This is a genomic window from Micropruina sp., from assembly GCF_047607385.1.
Classification (GTDB): domain Bacteria; phylum Actinomycetota; class Actinomycetes; order Propionibacteriales; family Propionibacteriaceae; genus Micropruina.
The window spans coordinates 1-15,134 of record NZ_JASGDE010000140.1 but is presented as its reverse complement, the minus strand read 5'-3'; the positions used below and the strand labels follow the sequence as shown (position 1 = coordinate 15,134).

Here is a 15,134-nt window from a genome sequence, read left to right as displayed (position 1 = left end):
CGTCACCGCCCCCTCGGTCGAGGCCGACCCGTCGTCCAGCCCCGCGGCCCGGCCCGCGTCCCCGGTGGCGGCACCGGCCAGCGCCGAGTCCGAGGCCTTCCTGGTCGGTTACGGCACCAAGGCGTCCTCGCTGGCCCGGCGTCCGCGCAAGGCCCCGAGCGGCATCGGCAAGCCGATCGGTCCGGTCACCGACCAGGTGCACGACTCCTACGCCGCCGACCAGCCGGTGTCGCGTCCGATCGACCAGGCCACCACCACCGGACCGCTCAGCGCCGAACCGACCGGCGACCCGCTGCCCCGGCCGGGCCGGACGCCGAAGCCGGCGTCCGCGGCCAAGCGGGCCCTGGCCAAGCCGCCGGTGCGCCGGCTGGCGCGCGACCTGGGCCTCGACCTGGACGCCGTGGACGGCACCGGACCCGACGGCACCATCACCGCCGACGACGTGCTGACCGCCGCCGTGCTCTCCCGCGGGACGCCCGAGGTGTCCGGGGTGACCTCCCGGGTGCCGCTCAAGGGCGTCCGGCGGGAGATGGCCAGGACCATGGCCGAGTCGTTCAAGGTGCCGACCGCGACGGTGATCATGCAGGCCGACGTGACCGCGTCGATGGAGCTGGTGGAGCGCCTGCGGGCCCGCCGCGAGTTCGCCGGACTACGGGTTTCGCCGCTGCTGATCTTCGCCAAGGCGGCCTGCCTGGCGATCGCCCGCAACCCCGACCTGAACTCCACCCTGGACATGGCGGCCAGCGAGATCGTCCGCAACGAGGACGTGAACCTGGGCATCGCCGCGGCCACCCCGCGCGGGCTGCTGGTGCCGAACATCAAGCAGGCGAACAAGATGAACCTGCTGCAGCTGGCCGAGGCGCTGCACAACATGGTGCAGGTCGCCAAGACCGGCAAGGTGCCCGCCGAGGACATGACCAAGGGCACCTTCACCATCACCAACGTCGGCGTCTTCGGGGTGGACGGCGGCACGCCGATCCTCAACCTGGGCGAGTCGGCGATCATGTGCCTGGGCACCATCGCCCGGCGTCCGTGGGTGATCGGGAAGGGTGCGGACGAGCAGATCGTGATCCGCTCGGTGTGCACCCTGTCGCTGACCTTCGACCACCGCCTGGTGGACGGCGAACTGGCCTCGAAGTTCCTCAGCGACGTGGCCGCGATCCTGGCCGACCCCGGCTTGGCGATGATGTTCTGAACTGCTGACCACAACGATCCGGATCGGGCCTGGACTGCCAGGCCTGGTCCGGATCGTCGTTTCCCGGTCCGCCGGTGGCCGCCCGGCCCGCGCCGGCCCGTGCGTCCGAACCCGCCCGGACAATGAATGTCTTGAAATCCGAGAGGATTAGTAGGTTATGGCGGTTTCTGGTCTAGCCTCGTCCCCATGACCAGCGCACCAAGCCCCGCACGGTTCGTCGGCACCGTCATGTGCCGTTGCTGTCGTCGCTGACGCCTGGTGCGGTTCGTCTCCGCACTGACTGATCCACCCGTCGCCGATCACGGCGCACCCAACCACTCGATCACCGGGAGTCGTCCCGGTAGTGCCGCGTACCCCTGACCATGTGAGGACCACCACACCATGCCCAAGAATCCCTTGCGCCGCATCGCCACCTGGGCCGCCGTCGGCCTCAGCGCCATGGCGTTGGTCGGCTGCTCGGCCGCCGGTGCCGACGACGGATCCGGCGCCCGGAGCGAGCCCAGCGGCAGCGCCGGCGGGGCCGTTCAAACCGTCAAGATCGGCATCGTCCCCACCCTCGATCTGGGCTTCCTGACCATCGGGGAAAAGCAGGGGTTCTTCGCTGATCAGGGCATCAAGCTGGAGATCACGCCGGTGGACAGCGGCCCCAACGTGATCACCGGTCTGGTCGCCAAGCAATACGACCTGGGCTACACCGCCTACGCGCCGCCGCTGGTGGCGGTCGGCAGCGGGCAGGATCTTCGCCTGGTGGAGCACTTGGGTGGGATCGCGCCGAAGGGGGAGAACGGCGGCATCTTCGTCCGGAAGGACTCCGGCATCAAGCGCTGGCGGGACCTCGAGGGGGCGAAGTTCGGCACCAATGCACCGCGCTCCTTCGGGGTGCTGTGGGTGCAGGCCGCGATCGCGAGCGACGGCGGGGATCCCAGCAAGCTGGAGCTTGTCCCGCTGCCGTTCAACCAGATCGCCGACAACGTCGCCTCGGGCAAGCTGGACGCCGGCCTGGGCCTGCAGCCCTACCTGGCCCAAGGCCTGAAGGCTCACCCCGAGCTGACCGATCTCGGGGACGCCGCCGCGGTCAGCTTCCCGCCCGGCACGCCGTCCGGCGGGATCTTCACCGCGGCCAGCACCCTCCAGGAGAAGCCGGAACTGTTCGCCAAATTCAAGGCCGCCTTCGCCAAGGCCGTCGAGTACGGCAATGCGCACCTGGACGACGTCCGGGCCGCGGGCGCCACGCTGAGCGGGCTGTCCGCCGCCGATGCGGCGCTGATTCCCTTGCAGAAGGTCGACACCGCGGTCACCGCGGCCGACTTCGAACCGCTGATCGCGGCGATGAAGAAGTACGGCTGGGTCGAGAAGGACATCGACATCGACAAATTCCTGGGGCAGTCATGAGCGTCCAAACCCGTCCCCTGCCGGCTCGCGCCAGCGACGTCCCGCCCACGATCGCGGTGACGCCGGCTCGCAGGCCCGGGCGCCGGTCACTTCCGGACGGTGTCGGCACCTGGGCGCAGGGCGCCGCCGGCGTCCTCACCCTGGCGGTGGTGTGGGAGGTGTCGGTGCGAACCGGCCTGCTGACTTCCTCGGCCGTCCCCAGCCTGAGCAGCACGCTGGCCGATCTGTTCGCGCTGCTGCTGGTGCCCGGCTTCTGGGTCACCCTGGGGTACACGCTGACCTCCGCCGCGCTCGGGCTGCTGCTCGCCCTGGCGGTCGCGGTCCCGTTCGGGCTGGCGCTGGCCGAGAGTGCCTGGCTGCGCCGGATCCTCGGCGTGACCGTCGACGCCGTGCGGCCGATCCCGCCGATCGTGCTGCTGCCGATCGCGATCCTCACCCTCGGCGGCGGCCTGGATCTCAAGCTGGTGCTGATCCTGCAGGGCGCGCTGTGGCCGCTGCTGATCCAGACCGTCTACGGCATCCGGACGATCGACCCGGTGCTGCTGGACGTCGCTCGCAGTTTCCGGCTGACCATCTGGCGGCGGCTGCTCCAGGTGCGCCTGCCGGCGGCCGCCCCGATCGTGTTCAGCGGCCTGCGGCTGGCGGCCAGCATCGCCTTCGGGGTGTCGATCATGACCGAGCTGGTCGGCGGCGAGCGCGGCTTGGGATCGATCCTGTCAATCGCTCAGAGCGGCAACAACATCGAGCGGGTCTACGCCATCACCATCGTCACCGGTTTGGTCGGCCTGCTCATCTCGTGGGCGTTCGGACGCCTGCAGCACCGGCTGGTGCCGTGGCAGCGGGTCGGGCGATGACCGCGGTTCAGGCGGCACGGCCGCCGGCGGTGGACCGCTGGTGGGCGCGGCTGTTCGTGCCCGCGGCGGTTCCGGTGCTGCTGCTGGTCGGCTATCAGGCGGTGGCCAGCAGCGGCGAGAACCCCTACTTCCCAACCCTGCAGAAGATCGCCGCTGCCGCCGCTGACCTGTGGTTCGGCGCGGGGCTGACCCGGGACGTGCTGCCCAGCCTAGGCAACCTGCTGATCGGCTACTCGACCGGCCTCCTGCTGGGTGTCGCGTTGGGGTTGCTGCTCGGGCGGGTGCCGGCGGTGCGCCGGGTGGTCGCCCCGCTGGTGGCCTTCGGCCTGACCCTGCCGACGGTGGCGCTGTTGCCGCTGTTCCTGATCGCCTTCGGCATCGGCGCCACCATGCAGCAGGCGGTGATCGCCTTCGCGGTCTTCTTCGTCGCCGTGATCAACACCGCCGACGGCATTCGGGACACCGACCCGGTCCTGCTCGACTACACCCGGGTGTACCGACTGACCCGGTGGCGGCGGATCGGTCTGGTGATCATTCCCGCGGCGGCGTCCAACATCCTGGCCGCGGCCCGGGTCGGGTTGTCCGCGGGGCTGCTGGTGATGGTGGTCGGGGAGATGGTCGGTGCGTCCCACGGCATCGGCGCGGTCACCCTGCTCGCCCAGCAGGACTTCGCCTACGACCGGATGTGGGCCGGGATCGTGCTGGTCGGGCTGCTCGGCATCGCCATCAACGTCGGATTTCTCACCCTTGAACGACGCCTGGCCGGCCGGCTGGGCGCGGCCCACACCGGAGGTACCCCATGACCGAGCCCATCGTCCGGGTCGCCGACCTGCACAAGACCTACGTATCGGAGAAGGGCGACCACATCGCCCTGGCCGGGGTGTCGTTCGACGTCGCAGCCGGCGAGGTGGTGGCCATCGTCGGGCCGTCCGGGTCGGGAAAGACCACCACCCTGCGCGCCATCGCCGGCCTGCTCGAACCGAGCAGCGGCCGGGTCGAGGTCGGCGGCCGCCCGGTCGCCGGGGAGCCGCCGCAAGAGGTCGGCTTCGTCTTCCAGGACTACAGCCGTTCGTTGCTGCCCTGGCTGTCGGTGCTGGGCAACGTCACCCTGCCGCTGCGTTCCAAGGGCGTCCCGGCGGCGCAGGCCCGGGCGTCCGCCCGAGAGGCCCTGGACGCGGTGGGGCTGGCCGGACGCGAGCGAGCCCACCCCCGCGAACTGTCCGGCGGCATGCAGCAGCGCGTGGCGATCGCGCGCGCCATCGCCTACGAGCCGGAATTGCTGCTGATGGACGAACCGTTCGCTTCGGTGGACGCCCAGACCCGGATGGACCTGGAGGATCTGGTGCTGCCGCTGCGCGACCGGTTCGGGGTGACCATCGTCTTCGTCACCCACGACGTGGACGAGGCCGTCTACCTCTCCGACCGGATCGTGGTGCTGAGTGCACCGCCGTCCGTGGTCTCCCGGATCGTCGACGTCCCACTACCGCTGCCCCGGGAGCAGCACCGCACCAAGGAGGATCCGCTGTTCGCCCGGCTGCGCGGCGAAGTCCTCGATCTCGTCCGAACCCCAGCCCTGCAGAAAGGCGCCTGATGACCGTCCCCGCCCAGCCTGACCTGTACGACCGCCGCGCCGACTGGCGACCGGACGAACGCGACTTCGCCGCTCGTGGTGGGCCGCGTCCGCAACGCCCCAATGTCGTGTTCATCCTGGCCGACGACCTGGGTTGGGGTGATCTCGGCTGCTACGGCTCGCTGCACAACGAGACACCGGTGCTGGACGGCCTGGCCCGCGACGGCATCCGGTTCACCCACGGCTATGCCACCTCGGCCACCTGCTCGCCGACCCGGATCAGCCTCTACACCGGCCGCTATCCGGGACGCCTCAAGGCCGGCTTGGAGGAGCCGCTGGGCACCCGGGACGCCGAGCACGGCATCCCCACCGACCATCCGACGCTGCCGTCGCTGCTGCGCGACTCCGGCTACCGCACGGCGATGTTCGGCAAATGGCACTGCGGCTGGCTGCCCTGGTTCAGCCCGGTCAAGGCCGGCTTCGAGACCTTCTACGGCAACCTCGACGGCGCCCTGGACTACTTCGGGCACTACGACACCGCGGGCCTGCCGGATCTGTGGGACGGTGAACAGCCGGTGCAGGAGGACGGCTACTACACCGAGATCGTCAGCCGGCGTGCCGCCGACTACATCCGCGGCACAGGCCCCGACCCGTTCTACCTGCAGGTCAACTTCACCGCCCCGCACTGGCCCTGGGAGGGGCCGGGGGACCGCGAGCTCAGCGAACGCATCGCGCCGGACGCCGAGGGCGACCGCGGGATTGCACTCAAGGCCCTGTTCCACGCCGAGGGTGGCTCGCTGGCCAAGTACAAGGAGATGGTCCAATCGCTGGACGCCGCCGTCGGTGAGATCGTGGACGCCCTGGACCAGCGCGGCCTGCGCGAGAACACCATCGTCATCTTCGCCTCCGACAACGGCGGCGAACGGTACGCCTTCCTGTGGCCGTTCGTCGGCGAGAAGGGCGACCTGGAAGAGGGCGGCATCCGGGTGCCCCTGCTGGTGCGCTGGCCCGCGGCCATCGATCCTGGTCAGGTCAGCCCGCTGCCCAACTCCACCTTCGACTGGACGGCCACCCTGCTCGAGGCCGCCGGCGTGACCCCGGCGGACAGCCATCCGCTGGACGGCACCTCGCTGCTGCCCTGGCTGGTGGACGGCTCGGAGGCCCCCGACCGGGACCTGCTCTGGCGCACCCGTGAGCAGGGCGCGATCCGGCGCGGCCCGTACAAGCTGCTGATCGACCGCACCGCCAAGGGCTGGGTCCACCGGCTCTTCGGCGGCGGGGACGGCCCGTCCTACCGGCTCTTCGACGTGACCGTGGACGGGCGGGAGAAGGCCGACATCTCCACCGAGAACCCGGAGTTGGTGGCGGAACTGCGGGCCGCCTGGGAGGCCTTCGCCGAGGAGTTGCTGCCCTACGGGCCGTCGCCTTGGGACGACGAGCCCACTCCCGGGCTGCCGGACTGAAGCTGTCCGCGGGGTGGGGGAGAGGCCGATCGTCCCCACCCGTGGACGCCTTCAGCGGGCCTGACCGCCCAGCGCGACCGTCCGGAACCCGGCATTCCCCATCGACGAGTCGGGGGTGTTCTGCGAGCGCGCCGCGTTGCGGTACCGATTGCAGTACGAGTCGTGGCACAGATAGCTGCCCCCGCGCAGTACCCGCGACGTCCCGTGTTTCGGCCCGGGCGGATTCCGCTGCGGGGAGCGCGCGTAGTAGCCGGGATCGAACCAGTCCGAGCACCACTCCCAGACGTTGCCGACCGGCTGCCACAGGCCGTAGCCGTTGGGGGTGTAGCTGCGCACCGGCGCGGTGGTCAGCCAGCCGTCGTCCAGGGTGTTCCGGTCCGGGAAGCTGCCCTGCCAGATGTTCGCGCGCCAGCCGCCGACATCGGGCTCTTGGTCGCCCCACGGGTACTTCGCCGACTCCAGACCGCCCCGGGCGGCATATTCCCACTCCGCCTCGGTCGGCAGCCGGCGTCCGGCCCAGGCGCAGTAGGCGACGGCGTCGTTCCAGCTGACGTGCACGACCGGGTGATCGTCCAGGCCGTCGACCGAGGAGTCTCGTCCGCCGGGGTGGGCCCAGTCGGCACCACGGACCCCGTACCACCACGGCGTCCCGCCGGCCGGCCGCATCAGGTCGGATGCCGGCGCCCGCACCGCCAGGTGGAAGACCGCGGAGAACCCCCAGGTCTCGGCCTCGGTCCGGTACCCGGTGTCGGCCACGAACCGGGCGAAGTCCGCGTTGGTGACGGTGGTCGCGTCGATCGTGAACGCGTCGAGCAGCACCGGATGCCGCGGCAACTCACCGTCGAGCGGATTGCGATCCCCGGACGAGTCGCCCATGGTGAAGCTGCCCGCGGGAACCACGACCTGCTCGATCCGGTGCGCGGACGGAGTCGATGGGCGAGCGGCAGGCCCTGGTCGAGTGGGTGGTGCGACCGCGAGCGTGCGGCGATCCGGAGTGCCGCACGAACAGGCCCCGGCGCATCCCGCGCCGCTGTCGAGCTCGTCGCCGTGGGTCATGGCCGTCCGCTCATAGCACGGTAGTTTCGCGCAGGCCCGGACGGGGACGCAAAAGGGTCGGGCGGGGACACCGGCGGTCGTGTGGTCCACCGGGCACGGTTCCCCGGACGGGTGGTCGATAGGGTGAGGCGTCCGGACCGGGGGCCGTTGTCGGCGTTGGAGTGAGAAGAGCCCATGGGTAAGAAAGTCGACTTCATCGTGGCCGACATCTTGAGCCGCATCTTCCGGCAGCAATGGCCGTCGGGGAAGCTGCCGACGCAGCGGGAGTTCGCACGAGAGTACGGCGTGTCGAGGTTCACCATCCAGGCGGTGATCGAGAACCTGACGCTGATCGGAGCCCTCAGTTCGACCCAGGGTTCGGGCACCTACGTGCGCGAGGGTCTACGCAGGAATCCGCTGATCTACAACACGATGACCCGCACGCCCTACGAGCAGATCGAATCACGGGTGCTGCACCTGGACCGCAGATCTCCCGGCGCCGACGAGGCCCTCCTCCTTCAGCTTCCCGCCGGGGACGAGATCTGGCAGTTCGACCGCCTGCGCGTCATCGCCGGGGTGAGTTCCCAGATCGAACGCACGGTGATGCCTGCGGCCATGTTCCCGACCCTGTCGGACGCAGTCCTGGAGAGATCGGTCCAGGAGTTCGTGGAGGGTGCCGGCTACCGCATTTCCCACTACATGACGAGTTACCGTCCCGTGACGGTGTCCCGGCAGGACGCGAGCATTCTGGAATGCCGCCGCGGAGCCCCGGCGATGGCCATCGACAGCCGCGGGGTGCTGACCGACGGCCGGGTCTTCGCGCACAGCGAGATGATCGCGTTGAACTACGTGGTGTCCTATGTCAGCCGGTTCGACCGGGAAGTGCACCAGGCCCGTCTTTAGCGTTCCTGGGTCACGGGGTGACGAGTGAGCCGTCGGGGATCCGGCTGCTGGTCCAGGGGTGCTCCTTGAACACCCCGGGGAACGCTGCGGCGGCCTGGGCGTCGAACGAGACGCCGATGCCGGGCTCCTCGGAAGGCCGCAGGAACCCGCGAGACTGCACGGGGTAGCCGCCGAAAATCGTCGCCGTGTTCGGCTGCACGTCGAGATTCTCCTGGACGCTCGCGTTGTGCAGGTGCACGTTCAGGTGTGTGTTGACCGCCAGGCCGACCGGAGTGATGTCGGAGGGGGTGTGCCAGGCCAGTCGGATGCCCATGGCGTCGGCGAAGTGCGCCACCTTGAGGGCGGGTGTGATGCCCCCGATCTGCGAGACGTGAATGCGCAGGAAGTCGATCTGGCGGCGTCCGACGAGTTCTTCCCACTCCTTGGGGTTGTTGAACAACTCGCCGGTCGCGATCGGGGTCGACGTCTGGGCCCGCAGCTTCTCGTACCACGCCGTCTGCTCCAGCGGCAGGACGTCCTCGAGGAAGTACAGCCCGTAGGGCTCGCACTCCTTCGCGAACCGGATCGCGTCGGACGGGCTGAGTCGTTCATGCACGTCGTGCAACAGTTCGATGTCGTCGCCGTACCGGTCGCGGACGGCCTTGAACAGCCGCAGCGTGGTGGTCGCGTACTGCCGCGGGTCGTAGTAGCTGCCGGGCAGCGGGTTCTCGGGCACATGCAGATCGGTCGCATTGCCGCCGTAGAAGCCCAGCTGAACCCGAACGTGGCGGTAGCCCTCGGCGATGTAGGAGTCGATCTGGGTGTAGAGGTCGTCCAGCTCGTCGGCCACCGCATGGGCGTAGGCCGGGATCGCCGTTCGCGATCGTCCGCCGAGAAGCTGGTACAGCGGCATCCCCGCCAGCTTGCCCTTGATGTCCCACAGGGCCATGTCGACCCCGGCGATGGCGTTGTTGAGCACCGGCCCGTTGCGCCAGTACGAGTTCATCCGCATCACGTGCCAGAGGTCTTCGATGTCGTTGGCGTCGCGACCGAGCAGCAGCGGCCGGAGATAGTCTTCCACCGCGCTTCGGACCGCCTTGGGCCGGAACTGGAAGGTGGCGCAGCCTAGTCCCGAGACGCCGGCATCGGTGGTGACCCGCACGACCAGCAGGTTGTGCTTGTCCGGCTTGGTCACGATGGCCTCGACCTGAGTGATCGTGCTGCGGGTCATCAGGGTCCTTTCGCTGGATGTCTCCGCCGCCATTCAACCGGCTGCGCGGGTTGAGCCGCCAGCATGGCCCGGTGAAGTCCCGAAAACCCTTCCAATTATCAGTCCAATGTGTTCGTGGCTTCGCAATATCTCGGCGTGCATGCTCCAATTTGGGCAGTCAGGGCCGAGGATTGGATCGGCCCCGCCGCTCACTGAGCGCCGAGCTGGAGGAGAGAGGAACTGTAGATGCGCTACAGCGAAGTAGCTGAGAGGGTCATCGCCGCGGTGGGAGGGGTTGGCAACGTCAGCAACGCGTGGCACTGCATGACACGCCTGCGCTTCGACCTCAAGGACGCCGGCAAGGCGGACCTCGCGGCACTCGAAGCCATCCCGGAGGTGATCGGGACGAACGTGCAGAACGGCGAACTGCAGGTGGTCGTCGGCACCGAGGTGGAGAAGTACTACGAGCAGCTGGCCGACCAGCTCGGCCTCGCCGACAAGGCGGGCGACGCCGACGGGTCCGGTGCCAAACGGGGCTGGGTCGCCCTGGCCATGGACACGGTGTCCGGCGTCTTCGGGCCGATCGTCCCCGCCATCGCCGGCGCGGGCATGATCAAGGGTCTGATGGCCGGCCTGGCGGCGCTGGGCGTGATCTCGAACAAGAACGACACCTACCTGGTCATCGACATGATCGCGAGCGGCGTCTTCACGTTCCTGCCGTTCTTCGTGGCCGCGTCGGCGGCCAAGATCTTCAAGACGAATATGTTCATGGCGGTCGCCATCGCCGCCGCCATGCAATACCCGACGATGACCGCCGCGGCCGCCGCGAAGGAGATCTCGGCCTTCATGTTGTTCGGCATCGTCCCGGTGCCCGTGTTCAATTACGCCGGAACCGTCATCCCGATCATCTTCTCCGTCTTCGCGCTCAGCCACATCTATCGCTGGGTGGACCGGGTGCTGCCGCGCGTGTTGAGGACGGTCTTCACGCCCACGTTCTCGCTCTTCATCGCCGGAGCGTTGGCGCTCACCGTGATCGGCCCGATCGGCATCTTCCTGGGCAATCAGCTCGCCGCCGGCGTGGCCTGGCTGTTCGCGACCTCGCCGATCCTGGCCGGCATCATCTTCGGCGCGACCCGGCCCATCGCGGTCTTCACCGGTCTGCACCACGCCGAGACGCCGATCGCGCTGCAGAACTTCGCGAACCGGGGCTGGGACAACCTGATGCCGATGATGTTCATGGCCAATATGGCGATCGCCGGCGCCACCGCGGCCATCTATTTCAAGGTGCGCAACAAGGACCAGAAGACGGTCGTCGCGTCCGCGGCCGTGTCGGGTCTGCTGGGGATCACCGAACCCGCCCTCTTCGGCGTGCTGGCCAAATACCGCCGGGCGTTCGTCGCGGCCACCATCGGCAGCGCCATCGCGTCCACCTTCTTCGCGGTCTTCGGCGTCCGGATCTACGCCTACATCCTGTCCTCGATCTTCAGCCTGCCGGCCTATGTCGGTCCCTACTTCCCGTTCGCGCTGGCCGGCATCGCCATCGCCATCTCCACCTCGTTCGTCCTGACGCTGCTGCTCGTGCCGGCCGAACCTGCGGCGGACGCGACCCCGGTCGCGGAAGCGGCGCCGCAGGGGAGCGGCGGGGCCAAGGGTGACCAGGTCGAACTGGTCGCCGTCGCCCGCGGCGCCTTCGTGCCCCTGGAGCAGGTGAGCGACGCGGTCTTCGCCAGCAAGACGGTCGGCGACGGCTATGCGCTGCAGCCCGCCGACGGCGACGTGTATGCGCCGGTGTCGGGCACCGTCACCGTGGTCTTCCCGACCAAGCACGCGATCGGCCTGAAGACCGACGACGGCGTCGAGGTGCTCGTCCATCTCGGCATCGACACGGTCTCGCTCAAGGGCGAGGGGTTCGAGGTCTTCTGCGCACCGGGCGATCGGGTCAACCCCTCGACCCGGATCGCCCGGGTCGACCTCGACTCCGTTCGTCGCGCGGGCAAGGACCCGGTGATCCTGGTGCTGGTGACCAATCTCGGCAAGGTCTCCACCGTCAACGAGTTCGACGGCGCCGACGCCGCGCTTCAGCGCGGGGACAGCGTCGTGTCGGTCAGCGCGGCGGTCTGACCCTCGGGCCGGACCGCTGGGTTCGGCCCGAGCGTCGGCGACGCCGGACGTGCACCCTGATCCACGGATCAGGGTGCACGTGGCGTTCGGGCACCAGAAAACTCATCGGGATTGACGATGGATTCGCCCCGCCGGACGATGATGACATGTCCGACTCCGACGCCTTCTGCGAGGCGTTTCCGCAGGCCTACCTGGCCTTTCACCGTCGCGACGGACGTCGTGACGGCCTGACCAACGCGTCCCGGGCGGTGCTCACCCACCTGGCCGGATCGGGGCCGATCACCATCGGCGAGGCGGCCCGGCACCTCGATCGGGCGCAGTCGGTGGTCAGCGACATCGTCACCCAACTGGAGGGTCACGGGCTGCTGGAACGCGAGCCCGACCCGGACGACCGCCGCCGGACGCTGGTCTGGCTCACCGAGGCCGGCCTGGCCCGGCTGCGGCACGACGCGGACGTCCTGGACCGGACGCTGGTCGCCCGCGCCATGGAGCAACTGGACGACACCACCCGCCGCGGGCTGATCGACGGCCTGAGGGCGCTGACCGCCGCGGCTCGACGAGAGGAATCATCATGACCACCCGGACCGCCTCCTGTGAGAGCTGCGGCATGCCGATCGAGAGCGGGCACTACTGCGCGTACTGCACCGACGCGGACGGCAACCTGCAGGACTTCGACACCCGCTTCGCCGCGATGGTCGGCTGGCAGCGCCGACGCCATCCCGGCCAGCCGCAGCAGGTCATCGAGGAGCAGACTCGGGCCTACATGGCGTCCCTGCCGGCCTGGCGCGGGCACCCCCGGCTGACCGGAGTCGCCGAAAGCTGACCGGGTGGTCGCGCCGCGCACCCGTCCCGGTCAGTTCCCGGCGGGCACCGGGTACCGCGGCGGCAGCGGCGCGCCGGTCTCGACCAGGCTCTTCAGCCCGTCCAGCACGTAGGGCCAGCCGCCGGCGACGTTCGCCGAGGTCAGCGGGCTGTTCTCCAGCGCGTCGTGGACGACCCGCAGCAGCACCAGCCCGTCGCCGGCCTCGGTGAGCGTCCAGGTCACCCGGCTGGCCGGCTCGGCGGCCATCGCGTCGTCATAGCCCACCTGCCAGGTGTGCACCAGCCGGTGCGGCGGGTCGAGTTCCTCGATCGTGCCCTGGACGCCGAGGCTGCCGTCGGGCAGCACCGAACGGAACGGCTGGCCGGCGACCGGCGGGTTCTCGAACCGGCTGCTGAAGAAGTACTGCCGGGTGAACTCGGGATCGATGATCGCGTTCCATACGGTCTCGAGGCTGCTGCGGATGTAGGTCTGGTAGACGTGCTTGGTGGTCATGACTGGCTCCTGTTCGAGGCCGGCGCGGAGGCCGACCAGGGCGGTGGTGAAGGGTTGCGCGTATCGACTGATCCACCGGTTGGCGATCTCTGCGATGGGCACCGGGTTGAGGAAGTGCCGCTTGCTGCGGCCCTCTTTGACGGTGGTGAGCAGTCCGGCCTCCTCGAGTACGGCCAGGTGCTTCATCACTCCGAAGCGGGTCATCGTCGGGAACCGCTCGGTGAGCTCGGTGAGGGTCTGCCCGTCGATGCTGAGCAGGGTGTCGAGGATGGCCCGGCGGGTCTCGTCGGCGAGTGCCTTGAACACGTCTCCCTGCATGCCGACCATCATAGGTGACTAAAAGGTCACTTATCAAGTATCGAGGAGTGCGATCGACCATGCGGCGTCCTTTGCGGCTTGATACGAGGGAGATCGGCGACCTAGATTGATCTAGAAAGTGGCACTTTTCTAGATGAATCTAGGTGGGGAGGCCTGCGTGGATAGGAGCGTCTATACCCCTGGGGCGGGGCACAGGCCCAGGGTGTTGGCCGGCCGGGACCAGTTGCTGCGCGACTGGCAGTTGATGCTGAGCGACCTCGCCGGTTCCGGGCGTGTGAGCGCCCGTGACACGATCCTGGTCGGTCCTCGTGGGGTGGGAAAGACCGCGGCACTCACCGCTTTTTGCGCGCGCTCCCGAGCGCAGGGGTTCGAGGTGATCAACCTGCAAGCGGTGAGTGGACAGGGAGGGCTGGTGTCGGGGCTGCTCCACCGCGCCAGAACGCGCATCGACGAAGGAGCCGGGCCGTGGCAACGCGCCCGGGCCGCTTTCGAGAGGCTTGCTGGCGTGGACTTGAGCGTCGCCGGCGTCGGCGCGGGCGTTTCGTTTCAGAACCGGGAACCTGCCGCCGAGGGGAGCGATGCCGGCTCCTTGGCCAGCGCGCTGAGCACGCTCGCGGCGGAGGTCCGCAGAGATGCGCAGTTGGGCGGTGCCCTGATCACCGTCGATGAGCTTCAGGTGGCGGCCGGGCCCGACCTTGCGCTCCTTGCCGCCGCCCTGCACAGACTGAACGTCGACCAGCCGAAAGCGCCGGTTGCGTTCGCCGGCACGGGGCTGCCGCATACCTTGCATGTGTTACGCGACGCCGGTGTCACGCATCCGGACAGGTTGTTCGATGTTCAGTTGCTGCCCCTCACCCTGAGCCCCGAGGATGCGCGCTACGCGGTAGTCGAGCCCGCCAGGCAGTCGGGCGTGCTGTGGGAACCGGAGGCGGCCGACCTGCTGGTCGAGGTGAGCAGCGGCTACCCCGCACACCTCCAACTGTTTGCGGACGCAGCCTGGCGAACGGCGCCGGGTCCTCATCGGATCACCAGGAACGACGTCGAGGCCGCCATCCCCCTTGTTGCGGGTCAACTGGAGCGACGGACCCTGGGCCCACGATGGGATCGGATCAGTGACCGGCAGATGGAGTTCATGGCAGCGCTCGCGCTATTGGGCGGCCAGGCATCGAGCAGTCACATCGCGGCAGCGCTGGGGCGTGAACAACGTGAGATCTCATGGATCCGCGAAGAACTGCTCATCGAGGGCGACGTCTATGCGCCCAGGCGTGGCCAACTGCACATGACGGTGCCGCTCTTCCGGAGCTTTGTGCTGGGCCGGTACGAGTCCGTGCGCGCGGATGCAGAGACCCGCCTGCTCAGCCTGGACGAGATGCGGCACAACCTGGGGGCTCGCCACCTCGACACGAGCAGGCACGATCAGCAGGCGTCCGAGTAGGAGACCACCGACGCGGGTCGTTGGAACCCATCGGGATTGACGATGGATTCACCCCGCCGGACGATGAGGACATGTCCGACTGCTGACCGGAAGCACAACTGGTTTCGGGAAATATCCCGAAAGCAGGCGCCGGTCCTGAAACTAGTGGCTGATCGCGCGATCGAGTGGCCCGGGTGGCCGCGGTGCGCCGGACGGCGCCCTGCGCCGGCTCGCATCGAGGTCGGGCACAACCGGCGGATTCCGGCACAGCTGTTGGTGCCTGAATCCGCCCGCTCTTTCCAGGGACGACCGCCGAAGGGTGATCACCGGGTGCCGGATCTGACAGGCTGGGGCAATGGCGCGCG

14 protein-coding genes are annotated in these 15,134 nt (G+C 69.0%); 11 read left to right on the top strand and 3 right to left on the bottom strand.

Annotated features, from left to right (window positions below):
• From QM582_RS12510 to QM582_RS12485, 6 genes are all read left to right on the top strand, one after another.
• Positions 1-1,195: dihydrolipoamide acetyltransferase family protein (locus tag QM582_RS12510; RefSeq protein ID WP_415084865.1), on the top strand; the 1,195-nt coding region annotated here is incomplete at its 5' end.
• Positions 1,196-1,576: 381 nt separating this feature from the next.
• Positions 1,577-2,587, top strand: a complete 1,011-nt coding sequence (locus QM582_RS12505; RefSeq protein WP_415084863.1) for an ABC transporter substrate-binding protein — start codon at positions 1,577-1,579, stop codon at positions 2,585-2,587.
• Positions 2,584-3,441 (top strand): ABC transporter permease, encoded by an 858-nt coding sequence (locus QM582_RS12500; RefSeq protein ID WP_415084861.1) that lies wholly within the window; start codon positions 2,584-2,586, stop codon positions 3,439-3,441. The genes QM582_RS12505 and QM582_RS12500 overlap by 4 nt, the downstream gene beginning before the upstream one ends.
• Complete coding sequence (locus QM582_RS12495) at positions 3,438-4,244, top strand: ABC transporter permease (protein ID WP_415084859.1); 807 nt, start codon at positions 3,438-3,440, stop codon at positions 4,242-4,244. The genes QM582_RS12500 and QM582_RS12495 overlap by 4 nt, the downstream gene beginning before the upstream one ends.
• Positions 4,241-5,032, top strand: a complete 792-nt coding sequence (locus QM582_RS12490) for an ABC transporter ATP-binding protein (protein WP_415084857.1) — start codon at positions 4,241-4,243, stop codon at positions 5,030-5,032. Before QM582_RS12495 ends, QM582_RS12490 begins: the two co-directional genes overlap by 4 nt.
• The gene (locus QM582_RS12485) at positions 5,032-6,474 is read left to right on the top strand and encodes a sulfatase-like hydrolase/transferase (protein WP_415084855.1); all 1,443 of its coding nucleotides are present in this window, start codon (positions 5,032-5,034) and stop codon (positions 6,472-6,474) included. Before QM582_RS12490 ends, QM582_RS12485 begins: the two co-directional genes overlap by 1 nt.
• A 51-nt stretch (positions 6,475-6,525) precedes the next feature.
• Here QM582_RS12485 and QM582_RS12480 read toward each other — a convergent pair whose 3' ends face one another.
• The gene (locus QM582_RS12480) at positions 6,526-7,374 is read right to left on the bottom strand and encodes a formylglycine-generating enzyme family protein (RefSeq protein WP_415084853.1); all 849 of its coding nucleotides are present in this window, start codon (positions 7,372-7,374) and stop codon (positions 6,526-6,528) included.
• A gap of 330 nt (positions 7,375-7,704) precedes the next feature.
• Between QM582_RS12480 and QM582_RS12475 the strand changes: the two genes are divergently transcribed.
• Positions 7,705-8,412, top strand: a complete 708-nt coding sequence (locus QM582_RS12475) for a GntR family transcriptional regulator (RefSeq protein WP_415084851.1) — start codon at positions 7,705-7,707, stop codon at positions 8,410-8,412.
• 10 nt (positions 8,413-8,422) lie between these two features.
• Here QM582_RS12475 and QM582_RS12470 read toward each other — a convergent pair whose 3' ends face one another.
• Entirely contained in the window at positions 8,423-9,622 is a 1,200-nt protein-coding gene (locus tag QM582_RS12470; protein ID WP_415084849.1) for an enolase C-terminal domain-like protein, read from the bottom strand.
• A 225-nt stretch (positions 9,623-9,847) separates the two neighbouring features.
• Between QM582_RS12470 and QM582_RS12465 the strand changes: the two genes are divergently transcribed.
• The 3 genes from QM582_RS12465 (at position 9,848) to QM582_RS12455 (ending at position 12,545) form a co-directional block, all read left to right on the top strand.
• Complete coding sequence (locus tag QM582_RS12465) at positions 9,848-11,722, top strand: glucose PTS transporter subunit IIA (protein ID WP_415084848.1); 1,875 nt, start codon at positions 9,848-9,850, stop codon at positions 11,720-11,722.
• 146 nt (positions 11,723-11,868) lie between these two features.
• Complete coding sequence (locus tag QM582_RS12460) at positions 11,869-12,297, top strand: MarR family winged helix-turn-helix transcriptional regulator (RefSeq protein WP_415084846.1); 429 nt, start codon at positions 11,869-11,871, stop codon at positions 12,295-12,297.
• Positions 12,294-12,545 (top strand): zinc ribbon domain-containing protein, encoded by a 252-nt coding sequence (locus QM582_RS12455; RefSeq protein ID WP_415084844.1) that lies wholly within the window; start codon positions 12,294-12,296, stop codon positions 12,543-12,545. The genes QM582_RS12460 and QM582_RS12455 overlap by 4 nt, the downstream gene beginning before the upstream one ends.
• A 30-nt stretch (positions 12,546-12,575) precedes the next feature.
• Here QM582_RS12455 and QM582_RS12450 read toward each other — a convergent pair whose 3' ends face one another.
• Positions 12,576-13,355, bottom strand: a complete 780-nt coding sequence (locus QM582_RS12450; RefSeq protein ID WP_415084843.1) for an ArsR/SmtB family transcription factor — start codon at positions 13,353-13,355, stop codon at positions 12,576-12,578.
• A gap of 205 nt (positions 13,356-13,560) precedes the next feature.
• Here QM582_RS12450 and QM582_RS12445 point away from each other — a divergent pair, with 205 nt between their 5' ends.
• Positions 13,561-14,790 (top strand): ATP-binding protein, encoded by a 1,230-nt coding sequence (locus tag QM582_RS12445; RefSeq protein WP_415084841.1) that lies wholly within the window; start codon positions 13,561-13,563, stop codon positions 14,788-14,790.
• Positions 14,791-15,134 lie beyond the last annotated feature (344 nt).

Bases quoted from the DNA above. Each gene is read 5' to 3' on its own strand.
- QM582_RS12460 (WP_415084846.1), top strand. From the start codon at position 11,869: ATGTCCGACTCCGACGCCTTCTGCGAGGCGTTTCCGCAGGCCTACCTG.
- QM582_RS12500 (WP_415084861.1), top strand. From the start codon at position 2,584: ATGAGCGTCCAAACCCGTCCCCTGCCGGCTCGCGCCAGCGACGTCCCG.
- QM582_RS12475 (WP_415084851.1), top strand. From the start codon at position 7,705: ATGGGTAAGAAAGTCGACTTCATCGTGGCCGACATCTTGAGCCGCATC.
- QM582_RS12490 (WP_415084857.1), top strand. From the start codon at position 4,241: ATGACCGAGCCCATCGTCCGGGTCGCCGACCTGCACAAGACCTACGTA.
- QM582_RS12455 (WP_415084844.1), top strand. From the start codon at position 12,294: ATGACCACCCGGACCGCCTCCTGTGAGAGCTGCGGCATGCCGATCGAG.
- QM582_RS12470 (WP_415084849.1), bottom strand. From the start codon at position 9,622: ATGACCCGCAGCACGATCACTCAGGTCGAGGCCATCGTGACCAAGCCG.
- QM582_RS12495 (WP_415084859.1), top strand. From the start codon at position 3,438: ATGACCGCGGTTCAGGCGGCACGGCCGCCGGCGGTGGACCGCTGGTGG.
- QM582_RS12485 (WP_415084855.1), top strand. From the start codon at position 5,032: ATGACCGTCCCCGCCCAGCCTGACCTGTACGACCGCCGCGCCGACTGG.
- QM582_RS12450 (WP_415084843.1), bottom strand. From the start codon at position 13,355: ATGCAGGGAGACGTGTTCAAGGCACTCGCCGACGAGACCCGCCGGGCC.
- QM582_RS12465 (WP_415084848.1), top strand. From the start codon at position 9,848: ATGCGCTACAGCGAAGTAGCTGAGAGGGTCATCGCCGCGGTGGGAGGG.
- QM582_RS12505 (WP_415084863.1), top strand. From the start codon at position 1,577: ATGCCCAAGAATCCCTTGCGCCGCATCGCCACCTGGGCCGCCGTCGGC.